Origin of the sequence: Gracilibacillus orientalis (genome assembly GCF_900114645.1) — a bacterium.
In the GTDB taxonomy this organism is placed as follows: Bacteria; Bacillota; Bacilli; order Bacillales; family Amphibacillaceae; genus Gracilibacillus; species Gracilibacillus orientalis.
Window position 1 is genome coordinate 44,171 of sequence record NZ_FOTR01000012.1, and the last position, 21,122, is coordinate 65,292.

A 21,122-nucleotide genomic window follows, 5' to 3' on the forward strand; every position below is an offset into this window, starting at 1 on the left:
ATCCGATAAAAGGAGGAAAAATAAATGCCGACAAATCAGCAGATCATGAAAACTATTACAACTGGTTCTATTACTTCCGGATTACTTAGTCCGGAGCAGGCTCAAAAATTTATTCAACAGACTTTTGAATCTACTGCACTAGGTGGATTAATTCGTAAGGAAACGCGTAAAGCAAAAACAGGGGAAATTGATAAAATCGGTATCGATTCTCGTATTTTACGTAAGAAAACAGAGAACACAGATGACGGGTACCGTGCAAAAACTAAATTTAGCAAGGTAGAATATGCGACTACTGCAGTTCGTTTACCTTGGGAAATTACTGAAGAATCTTTAAATGAAAACATCGAGGGTCAAAACTTTGAGGACATCACCACTAAACTGATGACTACTCAATTAGGTGTTGATCTTGAGGACATTTATATCAACGGCGATGAAGATACACCTTCTGATGATGAAGATTACGACTTCTTAAAAATCAATAACGGATGGTTGCAGCAACTTAAAACAGGTTCACACATCGAGGATCGTTCTGCCAAAAACAGTGGGGCAATTTCCCTTGATGTTTTTTATGATGCGTTGGAACAAATGCCGAACAAGTTTAATGATGGGACATTGAAATGGTTGGTCGCTCCATCCACTAAACAAAAATGGGAACAATATTTATTAAATCAAAGCATCAACAATGGCGGAGGATTATCTGACTCTGTCATGAGAGCGCCAGCAGGTATTGAATTCGTTCCAGTTCCGCGGATGCCAGCAGACAAAATCTTGCTGTCTAATCCTCGAAATCTTGGCGTTGTTAATACTTATGATGTGAAAATTCGTAAGACGACAGAGGGAGAAAAAGCGATCATGCAGGATAAGCGTTTTTATGTTGTTCATCTTGACTTTGATCCTGTTATTGAGGAAAAAGACGCAACAGTTCTTGTTAAAGGAATACTTCAACCTGCAGGAGACGGAGGTGCCACTGAATGATTAAGTTAAAACTTAAAAATGCCTTGTCATATAATGGTGTCGTTTCTGCTAATGAAAAGAGTCCTTTTGTTGAGGTTAAATCTAAGGAAGCGGCTGACAAGGCAGTTAAAACTGGTTATTTCGAGGTTGTGGAAGAGCAAGAACCAAAAGAACCAAAGGAGCCAGAGGTTCATACAAAGGCAAGTTTAAAAAAGCTTAATAAAGAACAACAAGAAGCAATAATCTCTCAAGCGGGTTGGGACCCATCTACTGCCAAAAATGAGGAAGATCGTATTTCTTTTATTCTAGAAATACAGGATTCAAATCCAACAGAGACAGAGGAGTGATGATTATGTCTGTCACTCCTGAAGGTTTAAAGGGTTACACTACTTTCGAATCGGTTAAGAAGCGCCCTGATTCACAGCTGGAAAAAGACATCTTTGAAGCTAAGGTATATATAAATAACATAGTTGAAAAGCCACTAGATGAACATGAAGAGTTACCTGATGAGCTAGAAATAGCTTGGTTGAAGGTGGCTCAATTTTATGCACTCATTAATAGTGATGAATCCATGGCCAAAGGCTACAAATCCGAGAAGATAGGAGACTACTCCTATACCTTATCAGATGGTAGTAGCTTAACCATGCCTGATATTTCATCCTTGCTAGCAGAATTTATTCCAGATGATGGGGGAAATAAAGGCTTTTTTATGAGGATGAGGTCATTATGAGTTATGAAAGCTTACTAACCGATACGTGCTCTATTTTTCATTTGAATTCGCGTTCTTCAGGTGGTAAATGGGGCATTCCTTCTGATGATAGGCAACAGGATCATTATTATGCTGATAATCCTGATGTAGAAGAGCAGTCATGCTACTTCGTTGAGAAAAACCAAAGCATAACTCAAGGCGAACCTAACAACGAAATAATTCAAACCTATCGTGTGCATTTTCCTATAGATGCAGATATCCAAATTAATGACAAGGTTGTCTGGGAGGGCATTACTTTAAAGGCTCAAAAACCTCGAAACATAAAGGATCACCACATTGAGGTCAACCTTGTGAGGAGGGTTAATCTATGAAGGGTGAAATTAATTTTGACATAGAAATCGAGGGGTTAGATGAGTTTATAAGTGCATTGAAAAACACTGAGAAAGGTGGATTCGCTGAACAATTAGGTCTTTGGCTAGAAGCTATTGGAATTGATTTTCTAGACATTGTACAGGACGAGATTGTCCGCACTGAGACTGTTGATACTAGGAATCTTTTAAACTCATTTAGTAGAGGTGACTCAGAAAACCTCTGGAGCATAAGTAGCGGAGGAATGGTACTTGATATAGGTACCAATCTTAATTATGCATCCTTTGCAAATGATGGCCACTTCACTGTGGACCCAAATTCGGGGAAGGATAGACGCTGGGTTCCAGGTCGGTGGTTAGGCGATCGATTTGAATATGACCCGAGTGAGCGCGAAACGGGCATGCTTTTGAAAATCACCTGGATAGATGGTACTGGCTATTGGGACAATGCACTTGCCATCTTAGATAAGACATTTGAAAAGAGTTTAGATCGGTTGCTGCAAAAGTGGCTTGATTCTAATTTTTAAGGTGGTGGTTAATTGAATCAAGAAATAGGATCCATCATGGCATATCTGTATCAACTGTTTCGAGTAAAGATCTACGATTTGAAGTTGCCACAAGACTTCAAAGTACCATCCCTGTATTTCCCAGTACCGACATCTTTCAGCAGTAATGATACAAATCAGACGTACTTGAAAAGCTACACGTTGAACGTCAAGTTGTTTCACCATGATAGCAAACTAGCTTATTACAAAGCTGAAGAATTAGCAGATCATATCGCTAACAATCGTGAAGTCATACCGATGGTAGATGTAGAAGGGGAGAAAACAGGCGACTATATCCGGTTCAATCGTATTGAAACAAGGATAGGTGAAAATGGAGTGGCTATACTTATATTGAACTGGGACAGTCGTTACCATTACCACCATGATGAAGCGCCAGCAATACAATATGTTGATATTACAAGTGGGGTGAAATAATTGAGCAATGAAAAAGCGATTAAAAAAACTGAGGAGATTGTTAAACCAGCTGTTTCCACAGCAAAGACTATTAAAAAAGAAACAGAATTTCCCTTGTATGAGTTAAGAGAGCACAGTCTTGAACTCTTTGGCGTGAAGTCAGAGGTCATTGATGGTGCTTTTTTAAATTACAAAAATGTGAAAGCAACTAAAAAGCAGGCAGAGAACTTAATTAAGTCCTTTCTCAAGAAGGAGGTAAAGTAATATGAATGGTGGAACATTTACACCTGGTGTAGAAAAAATACGTCCAGGTATTTACTTTAATTTTCAAATACTAGCGAATGAACGTATTTCAACTGGTGAACGAGGTCGGGCTGCACTTCCTCTCGTATTAGGTTGGGGAGAGTCAAAGAAAATGATAGAAATTAACACTGAAAACGATGCAAGAAATCGTTTGGGGGTCGATATTACTGATCCAACAATGTCTTTATTAAGAGAGGCAAAGAAACGTAGTGCCACAGTACTTGTATATCGTGTGAACACAGGAGAGAAAGCTTCCGCAATAGTGAGGGGTGGGGGTGAAGAGAGTGAGGAGCAATCCGTCACAGCGTTATATGGCGGTATAAAAGGGAATGATATTCGAATCGTCGTAGCCCCTAACGTCCTTGACGAGACAAAGAAAGATGTTACAACTATTTTTGATACTCGTGAAGTTGATAAGCAAACTGTAACTACTTTTGAAGAATTGGAGAACAATCAATATGTAGAATTTACGGGATCTGGGGAAATTGAAGATACAGCTGGTACAAATCTTGCAGGCGGATCTAATGGTACTGTTGCTAATGAGGATTACGTTGATTTCATCGGAGCAGCGGAATCAGAGCATTTTGATACTATTGGGTTACCAATCGATGAGGAAGCACTGAAAGCAACATTTGTTTCCTTTGTTCGCCGTTTACGCGATGGCCAGGGTATTAAGGTACAAGGTGTTTTGCCAAATTATCCAGGTAACTATGAGGGGATCATTAATGTTACCAATGCTGTTGCTTTGACTAATCGTGAATTGACAGTACCAGAAACTGTTGCATGGGTAACAGGTGCTAGTGCCGGTGCTACTTTACAACAATCACTTACTTTTATGGAATATGAAGGTGCTATTGATGTTAAGCCGCGTTTTGACAATGATCAGATCGAGCAACGTCTTCAAAGAGGCGAATTTTTGTTTACTTATAATGCTCGGGACAAGAGTGTCACTGTTGAACAAGATATCAATTCAATCACTGGAACAAGTAAGTTGCGGAAAAATAAAATTGTCCGCATTTTAGATGCAATTAACAATGATATTACTCGTAGCTTGAAAGAATCAATTAAAAACCGTAAAAATACTGGTCAAGATATCCCAGCTAATGCTGATGGTGTTCAAATCATTCAAACGGCTGTGTCTATTTACTTGAATGAATTGCAAGAAAATAATATCATTCAAAACTTTGACCAAAGTGAAGATGTGGTTATTGAATTAACTGCTGCAGGTGATGGTGTCTTAGTAAATCTAGGAGTTCAGCCAACGGATAGTCTTGAGAAATTCTATTTTAATGTAACAGTTGAATAATACGTTATCCAAAAGAGATCCTAAGGGGTCTCTTTTTATCATGAAAAAGGAGTGAGAATACATGTCATTACGTTCAAGAGATGTAATAAGCGGAAAAGAGGGGCGTTTATTCCTTGATGGGGAAGAGATGGCACAAATCAAGTCATTTGAAGCGACGGTTGAGAAAAACAAAGAAGAAGTACCAATCATGGGTCGTCGAATGATGGGGCATAAAACGAATGGTGCAAGTGGTTCTGGAACAATGACATTGCATAAGGTGACTTCCCAAATGGTAAAAATTATGATTGATTATGTAAAAACGGGTGTTGACCCATATTTTACATTGCAATCAGTTCTTGATGATAAAACTTCTGGCAGGGGTACGGAGCGAGTGACCTTATATGAAGTTAACTTCGATAGCGCTAAGGTTGCCGGATTAGATGCTGAAACAGCTGCTTTGGAAGAAGAAGTACCATTTACATTTGAGGACCTAGACTTACCAGAAGAATTAAGATCAGACTTCAATTAATCAGAGAGCGATTAACTTCGCTCTTTTTCAATTTATAAACCAAATTAGAGGAGAGATTTAAATGACTGAAAACTATGAAAACACATCTGAAAATCAAGAGGAAAGTACAACTGTAGTGAACGATATTTCCTTTTTTATGCCAGGTAAAGTTGAAAAGGCTGACGAAATTAAAGCACCTATTTCTAAACGTTATAAAGATAACCAAGGAAACATTATTCCATTTGTATTTAAGCCAATCACCACGGAGCGTGTTGATGAATTAGAGAAACAGAGTATGAAGATGGTGAAGCAAAAAGGTCGTCATATTGGCCAAGAGTTAGATCAAGCACGTTTTATGGCTAGAATTGCTGTTGAATCTACTATATTCCCAGATTTCAAATCTAAGGAACTTCGTCAGGCCTATAAAACAGAAGATCCGATTGAGGTGGCTAAAAAGGTCTTAAATATAGCGGGTGAATTTAGTGGATGGCTGTCGAAAGCTTCAGAAGTAAATGGTTTTGATGAAACGCCAGATGATCTAGAAGAATTAGCAAAAAACTCATAAGAGAAGGTAATAAAGACGCGGTTTATCTACATTATGCAATGCATGAGCTGCATTATTCGCCTTCTCAATTGTTAGAACTTTATGAAGCACCTAGAAATTTTAAGGCTTTTTTATACGGTTCTATTGATTTCTTATTAGAAGAACGTGCGAAAGAATCCAAGAAAAAAAATACATAGAAAGGGGGTAACCAATGGCTAAATTAACCGCAAGATTTGAGATGGTAGATAAAATCAGCAAAAAAATGCGTTCTTTTCGTGGAGAATTAGATATGGTCAATAAACGGAAAAAGGCAATGAGTAAACCAGCGGTGTTTGAAGTTAGGGATCGAGCTACTAAGCAATTGAAGAACATACGAAAGACAGCTGATAAGTTATCGACTAACCGAACTGTAACACTTGCTGTAGCTGATAAAATGACAAAACCAATGGCAGGGATTAATAAGTATTTACAAAGAAAATTCCCTAAATCCCACACTCTACTAATGCAGGTAAAAGACAACGCTACAAGAGATATGCGAAGTATCAATGATTTTATTAAACGTCGTATGCCTAGGGCACATGAAATCATGGTGCAAGCACGCGATCGATCGAGAACAGTTCTTGAAAGAATTAGAAGATATCTTGGCAAGAATATATTAGGTGCTCATATGTTTGAAGTGCTGGTCCGTGATAAAGCTATGCCAACCCTACAAAGGATTGCTAGCTACACCAAACGTCAACTTGCTCGAGGATATAACTTCTCGGTACGAGCCATTGATATTGCAACCAAGACAGTTGGCCGTATTGCTTCGTATACAGGCAGGGTAATTCCAAAAGTTAGGAATTTTACCGTTCGTGCCATCGATAGTGCTTCTAGAGTGATTGGTTCAGTTAAGAGAGCATTATTTTCAGTGCCAACTATGATTACAGTAGGGTTAGCTGTGGTCGGGTTAGGTAGTGTTGGGGCTTCTACGTTAGGTGCTGCTATGAATTTTGAAGGTTATGAAGTAGCTATGCAACACTGGTTGGACGGAAATAAAAAAGAAGCTGATAAACTGGTCAACTGGATGGGGCAATTCGCGGATAAAACGCCATTCAGTAGCCCTGACTTATTCCCAGCACTATCTCGAGGTGTAGGGTTAACCAGCGGAGATGTCAATCAAGCTAAATCATTATTAGAAATCGCCACAAACATGGCGGCTTTAACACCAGGACGCACAGTAGCCGACGCTATGGAAGCTCTCGGCGGTGCTCAAATGGGTCAGTTTGAAATGATGAAAGGCTATAACGTCGCCATGACCAAAGAAGAATACGACAATATGGGCGGATGGGAAAGTTTTATCGGCATGGTCGATAAAGAATTTAAGGACGGAGCTCTTAAGTTCTCGCAAACGGCATCTGGACAAGTTTCAACATTAAAAGGTTACACATCATCTATCTTCCGTGAGGCTGGAGTCGGCATTCTCGAATCTATGACCCCTCGCTTAAACGCCATAACAAATTGGTTAGACAATAACCAAGAAAAGTGGGGAGAATGGAAAAACACAGTACAACAAGCTGGTGAACAAGGTGCTGAATGGATATTTTCCAAGCTGGAAGGTGCTTTTTCCTACCTTCGTGACAACTACCTTGAAAATGATGAGTTTAAAAACCTTGGTTTCGAAGGAAAAGTTAAATTTATCATGGAAGATCTAGGGGCATGGTGGGATAAAACAGGGCGACCTTGGCTTGTAGAAGTAAGTAAAGATGTCGGCGAAGCTGTTTTTAATGGTGTGACTTGGGGGATCAAAGAAGGGTTTAAAGGAATTGGCTCTATGTGGGCAGACGCTTTTAAAGATCCTAGTGTAGGTAGTTTCGCGAGTGCAGGAATAGCCACTGCAATTGGCGCGTCTGTTATATCCTTACTCGTTAGCCCCTTAATTGCAGCATTTAAAATAGGTGGCTCCATCATAAGAGCAGCCCTGAGCGCCGGAAGGTGGATAGGTGGGCTATTCGGTAAAGGAAAGGGCAAAGGACCAAAACCACCAGTACCTCCCGTTTCTAGTGGGGGCACACAAAAGAAATCACCAACAACTACCAACAGAAAAAGAACACCTGTCTACACGAATCCTTGGTTCAATAAAGGTGAAAGACCTCAAACAAACATGTCAAAGCAAGGTGGATCTAAACTCACTAAAGGATTGGATTCTTTCGGAAAAGGTTTAGGAGCGTTCGCTAAAAGAGTGCCTGTACTGGGGACTATTTTAGGAGCTGGAGCTATCCTTACTGCGCCAAAAGAGCAAAAAGGAAAAGCTATCGGAAGTGTCGGTGGTGGACTTGGTGGAGCGGCAACAGGTGCTGCAATAGGTTCTATCATCCCAGGAATAGGAACTGCTATTGGAGGCATAATCGGGGGTATTGCTGGATCATTTGGTGGAGAAAAACTCGGTGGATGGCTTGGCGATAATTGGGATACAATTAAAACCAAAGCAAGCGGAGCTGCAACATCTGTTGGAGATGCCTTCAATACTACTAAAGAAAAGATCAGCAACACTTTATTTAGTGGTGACTGGTGGAGTGAAAAGTGGAACGGGGTAAAGGATTGGACATCGGAAAAATGGCAAAATGCAACAGATACCTGGGATACCGTTAAGGAATCGATTTCAAGTACTATCTTCAGCGGAGACTGGTGGTCTGGAAAATGGGAAAGTGTCAAAGAAACAGCCACTTCGACTATATTCAGTGCTGGATGGTGGGCTGAACAAGCTGGTAAAGTTTACGGTTTCCTTGAAGGCACCATATTCAGCGGTGAATGGTGGTCTGAAAAATGGGAAGTTGTAAAGGAAGTTACTGCAGGCACTATGTTCGACCCTAGTTGGTGGGGAGAAAAATGGCAAGGTGTTAAAGATTGGACATCTGAAAAATGGGAGAGCTTCACTGACATTTGGGATGCCGGAGTAGAAGCTATAAGTAGCACTGTTTTTAGTGGTGAATGGTGGAGTGAGAAATGGCAAGGTGTCAAAGACTGGACGTCCGAGAAGTGGAGCACATTTACTGATGTATGGGACGCAGGCATGGCAGCCATCAACAGCACTGTATTCAATGGTGCTTGGTGGGGAGAAAAATGGCAAGGCGTTAAGGACTGGACATCAGAAAAATGGGATGGTTTCACAGATGTATGGGATGCAGGTGTAAAGGCAATAAGCGATACCGTTTTCAATGGTGAATGGTGGAAAGGTCATTGGGATGATACTGTCGGTTGGGCTCAAGAAAAATGGGACGGAGCACAGGAAGTGTGGGACTCTGTTAAAACCTCTCTTGGCGATACATTGTTTGACGGTTCTTGGTGGAAAGGCAAATGGGATGATGTCAGCGGATGGGCCCAGGAGAAACTAAGTGGCGTTGGAACTTTGGTATCTGGGTTAGTTGACAATGTTAAAGAAAGGTTTAGTTCTGGTCGTGATCAAGGTAATGAAACAGCGGAAAAATACGCTAACGGCGGCATGATCACTAGACCCCATTTAGGACTAGTCGGCGAAGCTGGTCCAGAAATGATTATTCCTTTATCGTCAGGTAGACGCGGACGCGCTATGCAATTGTATAATCAAACAGGTGAAATGCTAGGAGTAAAGCCATACGCTAACGGCGGCTTAGCTGGTGGTTCGGTGAAAGCTGTTAAACCTCAAACAGTTCAAGCTGCCGTTAATGCCGGTTCAGTATCTATTCAAGGAATGGGCAAAGAAGCGAAATTATATGGTGAGTCATATACAAATGCAGTCGCTTCTGGAATAAACAATAATGTTGTTCCAATCAACAAATGGAAAAATAATAACATCGAAAATCCAATGCAGAGTGTTGTTAAAGAAGCAGTTGGATTCGGTTCTGGTACCGTCACATCGTTCTCGACAGGGCAAAATTCAACACAGACGAAGACTGATGCACACTTAGATACACAAGTAAAAGCACCATTCAAGGTGATTGAAGGTGGAGCTTCCGAGTGGGGTAAGGGTACTGTTAGCGGATTCCGTTCTGGTCAAGATTCTTCTCTAACAGGCACAAGGCCGTATCTTGTATCTAACGTTCATACTCCATTCGAGGAGACTAAGGCTAAAGGATCTGGATGGGGTTCCGGAGCGATATCTCAATTTGTTGCTGGTATGCGTTCAGAAGACTCGAAAGTTCAAGAAGCATCCAAATACCTTGCTGAACAAGTGGACAAAACGTTCAAAGCAGAGTTGGGAATCAATTCTCCGTCCCGTGTCATGGAGAAAGACGGCATGTGGACAGCTCTGGGGATTGTAAAAGGATTTGGTAAAGTAGATATCAAAGCGTTTGCTGAAAAACAAGCCGGATCACTTGCAGCTGCTTTTTCCGGAATGGGTGCCATTGGAGGTAACGTTAGCGAATGGATTAGAACTGCAATGATGATTACAGACGTTCCGTCATCTTGGTTAGGTCCACTAAGTGTAATTGCTCAAAAGGAATCTGGCGGTAATCCTAGAGCACAAAACAACTGGGATATCAATGCTAAGCGTGGTATACCATCGAAAGGGCTTATGCAGACGATAGGACCAACTTTCAACGCTTATAAAGGAAACGGGATGGAAGATATATTCAATCCGATACACAATGCTGTGGCAGCTATCAATTACATCAAGTCTCGATATGGAAATGTTTTTAATGTTCCAGGAATCAAGTCAATGGCATCTGGCGGTGCTTATCGTGGTTACTGGAAAGGTACTAAAGGTCCGTTACGAAGTGGTGAAACGGCTTGGGTTGGTGAACGTGGTCCGGAACTTGTTAATTTGCCAAGAGGATCCGAGGTATTATCAAACAGAGAGAGTAAGCGCGTTGCATCCAATCAGGTTTCTGCTGCAACAGGAAATAGTAGACATAGATCATCCGGAGGGAGCAAAGGTAGTGTAATCTTGAACTTCAACGGTGATAATCATTTTTATAATGATGAGGATGAAGCAGGCTTCGTAGGCAAGGTCAAAAGTGCTGTTGAACAGATTGTGAAAGATGAATACAACGAGGGAGGAGAGGTGGTAGTCAATGACTAAAAGTGTGTATGAAATATGGCTGTCTACAGCCGATAACAAGGAAAGACTGCGACTGCCAGTCCTTCCTTCATCGCTTGGTTTATCGATAGGTAACAAGAATGAATCTATTGATATATCAAACTTAGGCGAGGTAACAGTTATTCAGGATCCCTCGCCTAAGACTGTTCAATTTTCTTCATTCTTTCCTGCCAAGAGCACTCCTTTGGTGGAATATAGTAGTTTTCCTAAGCCGTGGGAGGCTATTCAAAGAATTGAGAAATGGCAGAAGTCTAAGAAACCATTAAGACTTGTTGTAACAAAAACAAAAATCAATATCCCTGTATCAATAGATACTTTTAATTATAGCGAAGAAGGCGGATCAGTTGGAGATATTTTATATGATTTATCTTTAAAAGAATACAAATTTGTCTCAGTTCGCAAAATTAAAGTCAAGGTTCCCAAGAAACCTAAGCGCCCTAATCCAAAGCCAAAACCTAGAACACATACTGTGAAAAGTGGAGATACATTATGGGATTTGGCAAGGAAATACTATGGTAATAGTTTGGAGTGGCGCAAAATTTGGAATGCCAATAAGCCTATGATGGTGAAGCGTGATAAAAGGAATTTAAAACAACCAGGACACTGGATATATCCGCAACAACGTTTAAAAATCCCCTGAAATGTAAGTTGGTGATTGAATTTTGATTGAACTATTCATAGTGAAAACAGGAGAGATGATAGAGATACCAACGGAGTCCATCACATGGACTGGACAACGATACAAGGCAGCTAGAAAGATTACGGCCAATATTCTTTACACAGATAAAGGAGGGCTCCAGTATACACAGGTTGAAGAAGGAAACACCGTCCTATTTAAGTGGAAAGGCAAAGAGTTGTTCCGTGGTACCGTTTTTAGTAAAGCTAAGACCAAGGGTGGACTATTAAGCCTTATTGCATATGACATGCTGCAGTACCTTCTTGTGAACAAAGATGTTTATGTCTTTAATAAACGAAGAGCAGATCAGATCATTACTAGGATATGTAGAGACTTTCAGATACCTTTTACTTCAATTGCCAATACAGGAACGGTGTTGAATCAAATTCATACTAATGAAACGACATTATACGACATGGTTCTTACAGCATTGATTAACACAGAAAAGCAAAGTGGTATAAGATATAATCTTCTTTCGGAAAAAGGAAAATTGATGCTCGAAGAACAAAAGATATCGAGTGATCAATGGGTTCTTGAAACAGGTGTCAATTTAATTGATTATAATTACTTCACATCGATCGAAGAGACGGCAACACAAGTAAAATTAGTTAGTGGAGATGAAAATAATCCTATATCAGTAACGGTATCTGACAGTTCTGGCCAGAAACAATTTGGTGTGCTACAGTATTTTGAAAAAGTGACTGACAAACTAAATCGTGCGCAGCTGAACAGCAGATCCAATAGCCTTTTAAACAAAAAGAAGGGTATCCAAAAGGAATTAGATGTTACCGCGCTGGGGATTCCCGAAATAATCAGTGGGAAACCTATCTATGTCTTAGAAAATGAAATAGGAGTTAAGGGTACCCGATATGTGGATGTGGATACCCATACATTTAAAGGGGATCACCACGAAATGCAATTGAAATTGATAACTCGAAATACAAGGGCGGTGCTTTGATGGCTAGCTTGGGGCAAATGTTTAAGAAAATGGCAAATGAAGCTGTGGCTGCAGGTAATCCTGTGCAATTAGTAGAAGGTGTGATTCAATCTACTTCCCCTATTACTTTAAAGTTGAAGCAAAATGATAAGCTGATTATTCCAAGCGATTTTATTCATGTAGCACAGCACTTAAAGAGTCATACAAGAACAGCTACAATTTCAGCTGGAAGTGTCGGAGAAACAATGACTCAGGCAGGGGATCCAGAGCATACGCATAACATTCAATCGATAAATTTGAATAATGCCCAAATTCAATTTGCAAGTGCACTACAAACAGGTGATAAGGTAATGGTTGCAGTCATACAAGGCGGGCAATCATTTTTTATTATCGATAAATTTTAAACGGTGAGGTGAGGAGTATGCTTTCACCAGAGATTGAAATAGAAGATTTTACAGAAGATGAACTGGAAGAAGAAACATCAAGAACCTACCGTATTGACTTTGAGATGGGTGTTGTCACTAATGAGATAATAACCGGTCAAGAAGCGATACGCCAGTTTATCTATTTGGCTTTAAATACACCTAGATTCGCTCATTCTATTTACTCAGATGAAACGGGATCCGAATTGGTTGAATTGTTATCCGATAAAGAGGTGTCTCCTGATTTCATAGAGATGGAGATACCAAGATTGGTAGAAGAAGCGCTTATATACGATGAACGCATAGACGGTGTTTCAGATTTTGAATTAAATCAAATTGATGATGAGCTGCACATTAAGTTCACCGTTAACTCAATCGAAGGGGAATTGGATATAGAGGAGGTGATTTAATTTGGAAGAAGAGCAAAGCTATGAAGCTATTTTAGAACGAATGCTTGATAAAGTGCCAGCTGACATCGATAAACGCGAAAACAGCGTAATATGGAATGCGCTGGCTCCTGCAGCTGCTGAACTTGCCATGAGTTATATCTGGATGAATCAGATCCCGACATTAGCATTTGCAGATACGGCAGAAGGCGAATACCTTGAGCGACGGACAGCTGAGTTTGGTACCAACCGAAAAAAAGCAACTGCAGCTGTTAGACGTGGCTTATTCTATGGAGAAAATGAGACAGCATTTGACATTCCGATTGGAAGTCGTTTTTTTATTGATGATTTGCATTATATGGCTACTGAAAGGCTGTCAGCTGGTCAGTATTCCTTGACGTGCGAAGAGTTAGGTACCAAAGGAAATGACCCAAATGGAGCGATTTTATCTTTAAATACTATACCTGGCTTAGAACAAGCCATTATGACCGATATTATTGCAGCTGGCGAAGAGGAAGAATCAGACGAGTCGTTGAGATCTAGGCATTATCAAATGGTTAATGAGCCAGCATTCGGCGGGAACATATCTGATTACCGCCATAAGATCAATGCTATCACTGGTGTGGGTGGTACCAAAGTATTTCCTGTGTGGAATGGTGGTGGATCTGTTAAATGTGTGTTTATTGGAGCGAATTTCTTGAAGCCTGATAATGCTTTAGTTGCTTCGATACAAGAAGAGATAGATCCGGAAGTAAATCAAGGTCAAGGTCTTGGTGTGGCCCCAATCGGTCATGTAGTCACAATTGAAGGGGTAGAAGAAACCTCGATAGAAATTGAAACATCGCTGACACTAGAAAATGGTGTGTCAATCAGAAGTGTAGAGGACAATATCAAAGAAATATGTGACCAATACATGCATGACCTGCGACAAATGTGGGAAAATGAATCAAATTTAGTAGTCAGAACAAGCCAAATTGAGGCACGCATATTAAATGTATCTGGTGTGCTAGATGTTGCTGATACACTCATAAATGGGCAATCAGCTAATATCGAAATAACTGCTGTAAATATCCCTATGTTAGAAGAGGTGATCCTGAATGAATCGACTCCTTGAAAGACTTCCTGATCTACTTTATAACATACGAGAATTCAAAGGATTAACGGAAGCAGAATTACAAGAATTCGATCAGCTGGCACAAAGTATTGACCTAACATTGGATGATCAATTTATTGAAACAGCGACATTAAAAGCTATTGAACGTCGAGAACACATGCTTAATATCATTGCTGATCCATCAGTAGAAACTTTAGAGAATAGGCGAATCAGAATACTTAATCGTTATCAGACAAAGCCACCATTTACGAAGAGATACTTACAGCAACAGTTAGATATGTTGCTAGGTGTAGCCAGATCCAATGTAACGATAAACCCAGAGGTGTATATATTAACTGTTACCACAAGTATTGATGACGCTTTTCTATTTCGAGAGATGGAATACACAATCAATACTGTTAAGCCAGCCAATATGCTTTATCAACAAGAGACATCCATTATGGAGCGAATAGTGATAAAGGAATCAGCAAAAAAGCAGGTGTTGACTCGTAATACCAGGCTAGGTACGACATGGAAGCTTGGAAGAACACCGTGGGCTGATAGAGGGGAAGAGGTGGTCATTTTTGATTAACCAATCGTTTATAAATGACGTGGCAACATACATTGAGCAAAGGATATCGTCTGTTCGAATAAACAATTCGTATGTCATTGACAATTTTGTTGTCAAAGAAGTACAAGAGTGCTGTGTAGCCATGGAAATACTGGTTCCACATGGTAGTGTGGATACAATTACTGTCATTGATTTGTTGGATGAAAACGGCAAGGTAATAAGCACCAATGATGTAGTTGTGCCAATCACATCGGACACGGTAATCTTACAATCGTTCGAAGTAATGGAGGGATAGTATTGGCTTTTGATAAGAAAGAATGGAAATTTGAGGATGTTGTTACAGAGGATGATGCTAATCGCTGGGAAGATGGAATAAAAGAAGCACACGAAACTATAGACGAACATGTCAATGACAAAAATAATCCACATAGTGTCACGAAATCACAAGTCGGTTTAGATAACGTTGACAATGTGAAACAAGCAACTAAAACAGAATTTGATGATCATGTTGGAGATAATTTAAAACATAAGAACGCTAGTAATATTACAGAGGGTGGAAGCTTGGCTAATGCAGAAGGATTTGGCTCTAAAGCAGAAGGTTATTGTTCCCATGCAGAAGGATTTGGCACTGACGCAGAAGGTAGATATTCCCATGCTGAAGGAGATAATTCTTATGCAATCGGTGACGCTTCCCATGCTGAAGGAAGTGAAACAAGAGCAGGTGTTTTTGCATCACATGCACAAGGTAGATATAATAATCCGATGAACGGATCACCTACTGATATAAACAATACAGATGATGCTATGATTATTGGTAATGGTACTAGTTCTAACGAAAAAGGTAATGCATTTCGAGTAACATTTGACGGTAAAGTATATGGATTATCAGCATTTAATTCCAGCGGTGCCGATTATGCAGAATATTTAGAGTGGCTAGATGCCAATCCTGATAAACAAGATAGGGTTGGTTTTTTTGTGACCTTAGACGGTGACAAGATCAAGAAAGCCAAGTCGGATGATTCCTTTGTTTTGGGTATTATATCGGCTAATCCATCTGTCATAGGCGACAGTCACCAAGACGATTGGCAAGGGAAATATATTCGTGATGACTGGGGTAGAATTCAATACGAATGGACAACAATTAAATCTAGAGACGTAAAAGAAGATGGTGAAGAAATAGAAAAAGAAGAAAAAGCATATTTACCTGTACTTAATCCTGATTGGAACAATGAAGAAAAATATATTCCTAGAGAAAAAAGACCGGAATGGGATGCTGTAGGTATGCTTGGGAAATTACTTGTTCGTGATGATGGCACATGCCAGGTCAACGGCTACTGTTTACCTAATGATGAAGGCATTGCAACATCAAGTGAAACAGGGTATCGAGTGATTAAACGAGTATCAGAAAATATCGTACAAATCTTATTTTATACTGTTTAGGAGGTGATGCAAAAACTCGAAGAAACGTCTAATAGGGCGTATTTTTTATACTCAAAATAGGAGATGAGGAAATGTTTGATGGAAATAAAATTTCACTAATGCTAAAAGGAATAGGTACTGGTATAGGGGCAGTGTGGTCATTTATTGTAGGTACAATTGGATGGGCGTTTCCCACACTAATTATTTTAATGGTAGCCGATTTCATTACAGGCTCATGGGCTGGTGGAAAAGAGGATGGTCTAAATAGTAATGTTGGGCGAAAAGGTTTTATTAAGAAGCTCTACATCCTTATTTTAATAGGAATTGTCTATCTAGTGGAAAAGACAATCTTTGATACTAAGCACCTTGGAGATGGAGTAACGATTGCTTATGTGATCATTGAATTTATCAGCTTGGTTGAAAATGGCGGACGATTAGGTGTACCACTTGGACCTGTAGAGAAGTTTATGGCGGTACTAAAAGAAAAAGGTAATGGGAAGTAAAGTTGTCTCCATTTGTGAGATGGCTTTTTTCTACTATAATAAAAAAGGAGAGATTTAAATGGTTAAAATCTATATTGATCCAGGTCATGGTGGAACGGATCCAGGAGCAACAGGAAACGGTTTAAAGGAAAAGGATTTAACACTAGCAATCTCGTTAAAAATACGAGAAAAATTAAGAAAATATCAAGGTGTTTCTACTAGATTAAGTCGTACTACTGATAAAACACTATCGTTAAATCAACGTACGAATGATGCTAATAACTGGGGAGCAGATTATTTAATGTCTGTTCATATTAATGCTGGTGGTGGAACTGGCTATGAAGATTTTATTTATAATCGCTTGTCATCTAGTTCCGAGACAGAACACATGCGTGAAATTATGCACCAAGCGATCATTGATCAAGTCCATCTACCTAATCGTGGAAAGAAAAAAGCTAATTTCCACATGTTAAGAGAATCCAGAATGCCAGCTATCCTAACGGAAAATGGTTTTATTGACGCTGCCAATGATGCAGCTCGTTTAAAGAAAGATTCTTTCCTCAACGATATTGCACAAGGTCATGTAGATGGTCTAGTTAAAATCTTTAATTTAAAGAAGAAGGTAAAGGCTAAGGATCCTAATGCAGTTGTTGGGAAACCAAAGCCGGATAAAGCTAATCTCACAGTAGATGGCAAGTGGGGTAATGCTACAACAAGAGCATTGCAAGAATACCTAGACACAGTAGTAGATGGTATAATCAGTGACCAATTACGTAATGCCATAACCGAAGCTTTTTACGGATCCACTATTGATTTTGGTAATGGAAAAAAAGGCAGCTTAGTCATTAAAGCACTACAGAGCAAGATCGGTGCTAAGGTGGATGGTCTACTAGGTCCTGACACAATTGGTAAGCTTCAACAGTATTTAGGTACTGTTTATGATAAGAAATTAAGTAGACAGTCACTCGTGGTCAAAGAGTTACAACGTCAATTGAATAAAGGTACATTTTAGTCAAGTCGTAAATACAATATCTATGTCGTTAACAAAAGCCCAGGTGTGGAAAGCCAGGGCTTGAATGTATATTTAAATGTAAACTGTGTAATTCAACTAACGCACCAGATAGTTAAAATACTATTCTATTCTTAAATCACTCCTCCTTCTATTGTAAGCATATAAAACCCGGTTACTTCAGAAATGGTGAAGTAACCGGGTTTAAAGTTGGATGTAGAAAATGAGACGTAAATTAATTCTAAACACAAATACATCATCATCTACTGGGTATTAAGCGTCTCGTCTTTTAGTTGATATTACAATTTCCTATCAGTGATGATGGTGATGTCCAGATGACTCAGCTTGCACTTTACACAAAATTGAATTGTCATGCAGATGATCAGACGTTTCTAATTGAACCGTCATATGGTGAATATTTTGGTGCTCAAGGTCCTGTTCGATTTGACGAAGCAATCGTTCACTTTCAGCAATCGACATTCGTTCATCTACAACAGCATGACAGGAAAGCGCGTTTAATCCACTTGTAATCGACCAAACGTGTAAGTCATGGACGCCTTCAATGCCTTTTTTGTTTTGGATTGTTTCAACCACATCGTCCATATCAACATTTTCTGGGGTCCCTTCCATCAAGACATGTAGCCCTGCTTTCGTAACAAAGTAACCACTGCGTAACACGAGTGCGGCAACAATGACACTTGCGAGTGGATCTGCCCAGCCCCACCCAAAGAACATGATGAGTAATGCAGCAACAATCGCACCAATGGAACCAAGCATATCGCTAATCACGTGCAAGTATGCTCCACGCATATTCAAGTTCTCTTCTACATCTCCGCCGCGCATCATAATCCAAGCAACAAGGATATTAACTAGTAAACCAATTGTAGCAATGATTAACATTCCGGTTGAAGCAACCTCAGGTGGGTTTTGAAAACGTCCGATTGCTTCATAAAAAATAAAAAGTGCGATGATGATGAGTGTCAATCCGTTAAGAACAGCCGCCAGTATTTCAAACCGCTTATAACCATATGTGTTACTATGGTTAGCAACCTTTGCTCCAAGTGTAAAGGCGAGTAGCGCAATACCAAGTGATATGGCGTCACTTAACATATGACCTGCATCTGCTAACAAGGCAAGACTATTCGTAAGATATCCACCTATCGCCTCGGCAATCATATATAACGTAATAATAATAAAACTAATCAATAAAACCTTTTTATTTGCACCATGTGTATGGTCATGTCCATGATCGTGTCCCATTTTAAGTACCTCCTAAATTAATGATGTGAAGCATGCTCAATTGCCTGCTTCAGTAAATTAATAACATGAACGTCATTTTCCGAATAATACAACGTTGTTCCTGCTCTTCTATACTTGACTAGTCTTAAATTTTTTAAGAAACGCAATTGGTGGGAGACACTGGATTGGCTCAAGTTTAATGTCTCCGCAATATCATTGACAGCATGCTCACCTGTACACAGAAAGTTCAAAATGCGGATTCTGGTTGGATCACTCAATGCTTTGAACGTTTGCGAAACGATAAACAACGTCTCTTCATCTAAGTCTTGCTTTCCTTCATTCAACAATTCTTCAGGTTTCTGTTCTTCATTCATTTATTTCACTCCTATATAATATATTTATTTAACTATATGAACATATACTCATGTTATCATATAAAGCTTATATTAAGCTACATTGAATGTCAAATAGAAACTATAACATTCAAATGATTCTTTATGTTTTCTAAAAGATAAAATATAAATATCAGTTTGGATAATGCGATAATCGTAACCACTATGCTACCTTATCTCTAATGTAATGTTTCTCTTGTTCCACAAACCTGCACCTTTAGTTTAAGATCACTATAATCATCCAATTGTAGCACAAATAGTTTGTAAGACCTCCTTTTGGAAACTCAATGGAGACATTACGAAAGTATTTCTACACACCCCAACAAAATTCCTGCAAAAACATCATAATTTTTATCCATACTAAAAACACCAGAGTAAAACTCTGGCTACAGCTCCAACGCCCATCACTATTAAGTGGTGGGTTTAGTCATGAATACGTAAAAAAGCCCAATCTAAAGGGAAGCTAGTTATAGCATCATGAGAAATCTCCGCGATCCGTTTCTTTCTATGGTGAAACGTTTTTGGTAATATTAAAAGCAATCACAGTACCCACTTTTACTCGACTTTTAATTTGTATTCCTGTTCCAAAGCCTTCAATTAGTCTTCTATCTGTATTTTTGAGTCCTATCCCTGTAGAATTAACTGATTCCATGCGTTTAATAGAGCGAATGACGTCATTGCTCATTCCAACTCCATCATCTTTAATGATGACTCGTAAATAGTCCTTTTTCTTAAAAGCTTTAATTTCAATTGTTCCACCTGAAGCCCGTTGCATAATCCCGTGTTTTATTGCATTTTCAACAATTGGTTGAATGGTCAGCGTCGGTAGATAAAATCCTTCTACATCTTCTACATTCCAATGAACTTTTAATTTGTCGCCAAACCTTACTTTCTCTATATACAGATAGGATTCTACGACGGAAATTTCCTCTTCAACAGGTGTCCATTTATTAAAGGAATCTGAGTCAAATTTACTCCGTAGAAATTCACTAAATTCATCTACCAATCGACGCATTTTTTCAACGTCTACGATGCTTAAAGCATTAATAGAATTTAAGGTATTAAAAATAAAATGGGGTTGTATTTGTGCTTGCAACCATTTTGTTTCCATTGCGGATTTCAATTCCTGTCTCATTTGATAAGATAAAGCAAGTCCTAATCCTAAAGGCAATCCAATGTAAAGAGGGATAATTAATAGAACTAATAAAACTTGGAATGAATGTTGTGTCGGTCCAATTAGCTGATCCTCGATTTGACCGCTAAATGCTAAATACCATCTATAAGAAAAAACTGGGACGATCAAAACGGCTGAAACAGCTGCATATAAATGCACCCAAAATTGAACTTTATTTGTTTTATAAAGCATAGCCACTATCGAAATCACTGCAAGCAATACGACAATAAAATCATGGTAAAGATATCTCGCAGTTGGATTGGTTTGATTTATAAACGACATGATAACGGATACCAAAATTAACGCTATTATTAGTTTTTGTCTTTTTCTTTCATTACCAAAATCGCGAAATCTAAGGATTCCTTCCATTAATAGAACTGCACCGATCAATGTACAGCAATTGTTTAAGAACGTGATCAAACTTCCATCAAAAAAATAGATAATATTAAAGCTCACAAACCAGCTCACAGTCGACCAAGTCCAGAAAGCAGGACCTTTTACCATAGGGTTAATTCTCCATAAAAAAACCATTAATGTTAATGCCATAAAATTAATGATGCCCGTAACTAGTAGAAGTGTTGCTAGATCAAGTGCCATATAAGCCTCCGATTATCCTGATGAATTCTTTGTTTA

Annotated in this window: 24 protein-coding genes; 21 read left to right on the forward strand and 3 right to left on the reverse strand. The window is 39.2% G+C overall.

What is annotated here, in order from left to right; translation table 11 throughout:
• The first annotated feature begins 24 nt into the window (after positions 1–24).
• The 21 genes from BM121_RS17785 to BM121_RS17890 all read left to right on the forward strand — a co-directional run bounded on the left by BM121_RS17785 (position 25) and on the right by BM121_RS17890 (position 17,687).
• Positions 25–975 carry a P2 family phage major capsid protein gene (locus BM121_RS17785; RefSeq protein WP_091485227.1) on the forward strand — a complete coding sequence of 317 codons (951 nt, stop codon included), beginning with the start codon at positions 25–27 and terminating at the stop codon, positions 973–975.
• Positions 972–1,301, forward strand: a complete 330-nt coding sequence (locus BM121_RS17790; RefSeq protein WP_091485229.1) for a hypothetical protein — start codon at positions 972–974, stop codon at positions 1,299–1,301. The genes BM121_RS17785 and BM121_RS17790 overlap by 4 nt, the downstream gene beginning before the upstream one ends.
• A gap of 2 nt (positions 1,302–1,303) precedes the next feature.
• The gene (gene yqbG, locus BM121_RS17795) at positions 1,304–1,684 is read left to right on the forward strand and encodes a protein YqbG (RefSeq protein WP_245780845.1); all 381 of its coding nucleotides are present in this window, start codon (positions 1,304–1,306) and stop codon (positions 1,682–1,684) included.
• On the forward strand, positions 1,681–2,034 hold the full coding sequence (locus tag BM121_RS17800) for a DUF3599 family protein (RefSeq protein WP_091485232.1): 354 nt from the start codon (positions 1,681–1,683) through the stop codon (positions 2,032–2,034). The genes yqbG and BM121_RS17800 overlap by 4 nt, the downstream gene beginning before the upstream one ends.
• A 20-nt stretch (positions 2,035–2,054) precedes the next feature.
• Positions 2,055–2,558: an HK97 gp10 family phage protein gene (locus BM121_RS17805; protein WP_091485335.1), complete on the forward strand. Its 504-nt coding sequence runs from the start codon at positions 2,055–2,057 to the stop codon at positions 2,556–2,558.
• A gap of 12 nt (positions 2,559–2,570) precedes the next feature.
• Complete coding sequence (locus BM121_RS17810; RefSeq protein WP_091485234.1) at positions 2,571–3,011, forward strand: phage tail terminator family protein; 441 nt, start codon at positions 2,571–2,573, stop codon at positions 3,009–3,011.
• Positions 3,012–3,254, forward strand: a complete 243-nt coding sequence (locus BM121_RS17815) for a YqzN/YkzM domain-containing protein (RefSeq protein WP_139220286.1) — start codon at positions 3,012–3,014, stop codon at positions 3,252–3,254. It begins immediately after the preceding gene.
• A gap of 1 nt (position 3,255) precedes the next feature.
• On the forward strand, positions 3,256–4,599 hold the full coding sequence (locus BM121_RS17820; RefSeq protein WP_091485236.1) for a phage tail sheath family protein: 1,344 nt from the start codon (positions 3,256–3,258) through the stop codon (positions 4,597–4,599).
• A gap of 61 nt (positions 4,600–4,660) precedes the next feature.
• The gene (locus tag BM121_RS17825) at positions 4,661–5,107 is read left to right on the forward strand and encodes a phage tail tube protein (RefSeq protein ID WP_091485238.1); all 447 of its coding nucleotides are present in this window, start codon (positions 4,661–4,663) and stop codon (positions 5,105–5,107) included.
• A 61-nt stretch (positions 5,108–5,168) separates the two neighbouring features.
• Positions 5,169–5,651, forward strand: coding sequence for a phage tail assembly chaperone (locus BM121_RS17830; RefSeq protein ID WP_091485240.1), 483 nt, complete (start codon positions 5,169–5,171; stop codon positions 5,649–5,651).
• Positions 5,652–5,841: 190 nt separating this feature from the next.
• The gene (locus BM121_RS17840; RefSeq protein ID WP_091485243.1) at positions 5,842–10,671 is read left to right on the forward strand and encodes a transglycosylase SLT domain-containing protein; all 4,830 of its coding nucleotides are present in this window, start codon (positions 5,842–5,844) and stop codon (positions 10,669–10,671) included.
• A complete protein-coding gene (locus BM121_RS17845; RefSeq protein WP_091485245.1) occupies positions 10,664–11,329 on the forward strand; it encodes a LysM peptidoglycan-binding domain-containing protein in 666 nt (221 codons plus the stop codon). The genes BM121_RS17840 and BM121_RS17845 overlap by 8 nt, the downstream gene beginning before the upstream one ends.
• A 22-nt stretch (positions 11,330–11,351) precedes the next feature.
• Positions 11,352–12,323 (forward strand): XkdQ/YqbQ family protein, encoded by a 972-nt coding sequence (locus BM121_RS17850; protein ID WP_091485246.1) that lies wholly within the window; start codon positions 11,352–11,354, stop codon positions 12,321–12,323.
• On the forward strand, positions 12,323–12,706 hold the full coding sequence (locus tag BM121_RS17855) for a DUF2577 domain-containing protein (protein WP_091485248.1): 384 nt from the start codon (positions 12,323–12,325) through the stop codon (positions 12,704–12,706). The genes BM121_RS17850 and BM121_RS17855 overlap by 1 nt, the downstream gene beginning before the upstream one ends.
• A 17-nt stretch (positions 12,707–12,723) precedes the next feature.
• Positions 12,724–13,134 carry a DUF2634 domain-containing protein gene (locus tag BM121_RS17860; RefSeq protein WP_091485250.1) on the forward strand — a complete coding sequence of 137 codons (411 nt, stop codon included), beginning with the start codon at positions 12,724–12,726 and terminating at the stop codon, positions 13,132–13,134.
• Position 13,135: 1 nt separating this feature from the next.
• Entirely contained in the window at positions 13,136–14,224 is a 1,089-nt protein-coding gene (locus BM121_RS17865) for a baseplate J/gp47 family protein (protein WP_091485252.1), read from the forward strand.
• Positions 14,208–14,795, forward strand: a complete 588-nt coding sequence (locus BM121_RS17870; protein WP_091485253.1) for a putative phage tail protein — start codon at positions 14,208–14,210, stop codon at positions 14,793–14,795. Before BM121_RS17865 ends, BM121_RS17870 begins: the two co-directional genes overlap by 17 nt.
• Entirely contained in the window at positions 14,788–15,069 is a 282-nt protein-coding gene (locus tag BM121_RS17875) for a hypothetical protein (protein ID WP_091485255.1), read from the forward strand. The genes BM121_RS17870 and BM121_RS17875 overlap by 8 nt, the downstream gene beginning before the upstream one ends.
• A 2-nt stretch (positions 15,070–15,071) precedes the next feature.
• Positions 15,072–16,214 carry a peptidase G2 autoproteolytic cleavage domain-containing protein gene (locus BM121_RS17880; RefSeq protein WP_091485256.1) on the forward strand — a complete coding sequence of 381 codons (1,143 nt, stop codon included), beginning with the start codon at positions 15,072–15,074 and terminating at the stop codon, positions 16,212–16,214.
• 71 nt (positions 16,215–16,285) lie between these two features.
• Positions 16,286–16,696, forward strand: a complete 411-nt coding sequence (locus BM121_RS17885; RefSeq protein WP_091485258.1) for a phage holin family protein — start codon at positions 16,286–16,288, stop codon at positions 16,694–16,696.
• 58 nt (positions 16,697–16,754) lie between these two features.
• Positions 16,755–17,687, forward strand: a complete 933-nt coding sequence (locus tag BM121_RS17890) for an N-acetylmuramoyl-L-alanine amidase family protein (RefSeq protein ID WP_091485259.1) — start codon at positions 16,755–16,757, stop codon at positions 17,685–17,687.
• Between the two features lie 309 nt (positions 17,688–17,996).
• On the opposite strand, the gene BM121_RS17895 is transcribed toward BM121_RS17890, so the two are convergent.
• The 3 genes from BM121_RS17895 to BM121_RS17905 all read right to left on the reverse strand — a co-directional run bounded on the left by BM121_RS17895 (position 17,997) and on the right by BM121_RS17905 (position 21,086).
• On the reverse strand, positions 17,997–18,944 hold the full coding sequence (locus BM121_RS17895) for a cation diffusion facilitator family transporter (RefSeq protein WP_091485261.1): 948 nt from the start codon (positions 18,942–18,944) through the stop codon (positions 17,997–17,999).
• A gap of 17 nt (positions 18,945–18,961) precedes the next feature.
• Positions 18,962–19,297, reverse strand: coding sequence for an ArsR/SmtB family transcription factor (locus tag BM121_RS17900; RefSeq protein ID WP_091485262.1), 336 nt, complete (start codon positions 19,295–19,297; stop codon positions 18,962–18,964).
• 523 nt (positions 19,298–19,820) lie between these two features.
• Entirely contained in the window at positions 19,821–21,086 is a 1,266-nt protein-coding gene (locus tag BM121_RS17905) for a sensor histidine kinase (protein WP_091485264.1), read from the reverse strand.
• Positions 21,087–21,122 lie beyond the last annotated feature (36 nt).

Bases quoted from the DNA above. Each gene is read 5' to 3' on its own strand.
- BM121_RS17785 (WP_091485227.1), top strand. From the start codon at position 25: ATGCCGACAAATCAGCAGATCATGAAAACTATTACAACTGGTTCTATT.
- BM121_RS17790 (WP_091485229.1), top strand. From the start codon at position 972: ATGATTAAGTTAAAACTTAAAAATGCCTTGTCATATAATGGTGTCGTT.
- BM121_RS17800 (WP_091485232.1), top strand. From the start codon at position 1,681: ATGAGTTATGAAAGCTTACTAACCGATACGTGCTCTATTTTTCATTTG.
- BM121_RS17820 (WP_091485236.1), top strand. From the start codon at position 3,256: ATGAATGGTGGAACATTTACACCTGGTGTAGAAAAAATACGTCCAGGT.
- BM121_RS17825 (WP_091485238.1), top strand. From the start codon at position 4,661: ATGTCATTACGTTCAAGAGATGTAATAAGCGGAAAAGAGGGGCGTTTA.
- BM121_RS17830 (WP_091485240.1), top strand. From the start codon at position 5,169: ATGACTGAAAACTATGAAAACACATCTGAAAATCAAGAGGAAAGTACA.
- BM121_RS17840 (WP_091485243.1), top strand. From the start codon at position 5,842: ATGGCTAAATTAACCGCAAGATTTGAGATGGTAGATAAAATCAGCAAA.
- BM121_RS17845 (WP_091485245.1), top strand. From the start codon at position 10,664: ATGACTAAAAGTGTGTATGAAATATGGCTGTCTACAGCCGATAACAAG.
- BM121_RS17855 (WP_091485248.1), top strand. From the start codon at position 12,323: ATGGCTAGCTTGGGGCAAATGTTTAAGAAAATGGCAAATGAAGCTGTG.
- BM121_RS17860 (WP_091485250.1), top strand. From the start codon at position 12,724: ATGCTTTCACCAGAGATTGAAATAGAAGATTTTACAGAAGATGAACTG.
- BM121_RS17870 (WP_091485253.1), top strand. From the start codon at position 14,208: ATGAATCGACTCCTTGAAAGACTTCCTGATCTACTTTATAACATACGA.
- BM121_RS17885 (WP_091485258.1), top strand. From the start codon at position 16,286: ATGTTTGATGGAAATAAAATTTCACTAATGCTAAAAGGAATAGGTACT.
- BM121_RS17890 (WP_091485259.1), top strand. From the start codon at position 16,755: ATGGTTAAAATCTATATTGATCCAGGTCATGGTGGAACGGATCCAGGA.
- BM121_RS17895 (WP_091485261.1), bottom strand. From the start codon at position 18,944: ATGGGACACGATCATGGACATGACCATACACATGGTGCAAATAAAAAG.
- BM121_RS17900 (WP_091485262.1), bottom strand. From the start codon at position 19,297: ATGAATGAAGAACAGAAACCTGAAGAATTGTTGAATGAAGGAAAGCAA.
- BM121_RS17905 (WP_091485264.1), bottom strand. From the start codon at position 21,086: ATGGCACTTGATCTAGCAACACTTCTACTAGTTACGGGCATCATTAAT.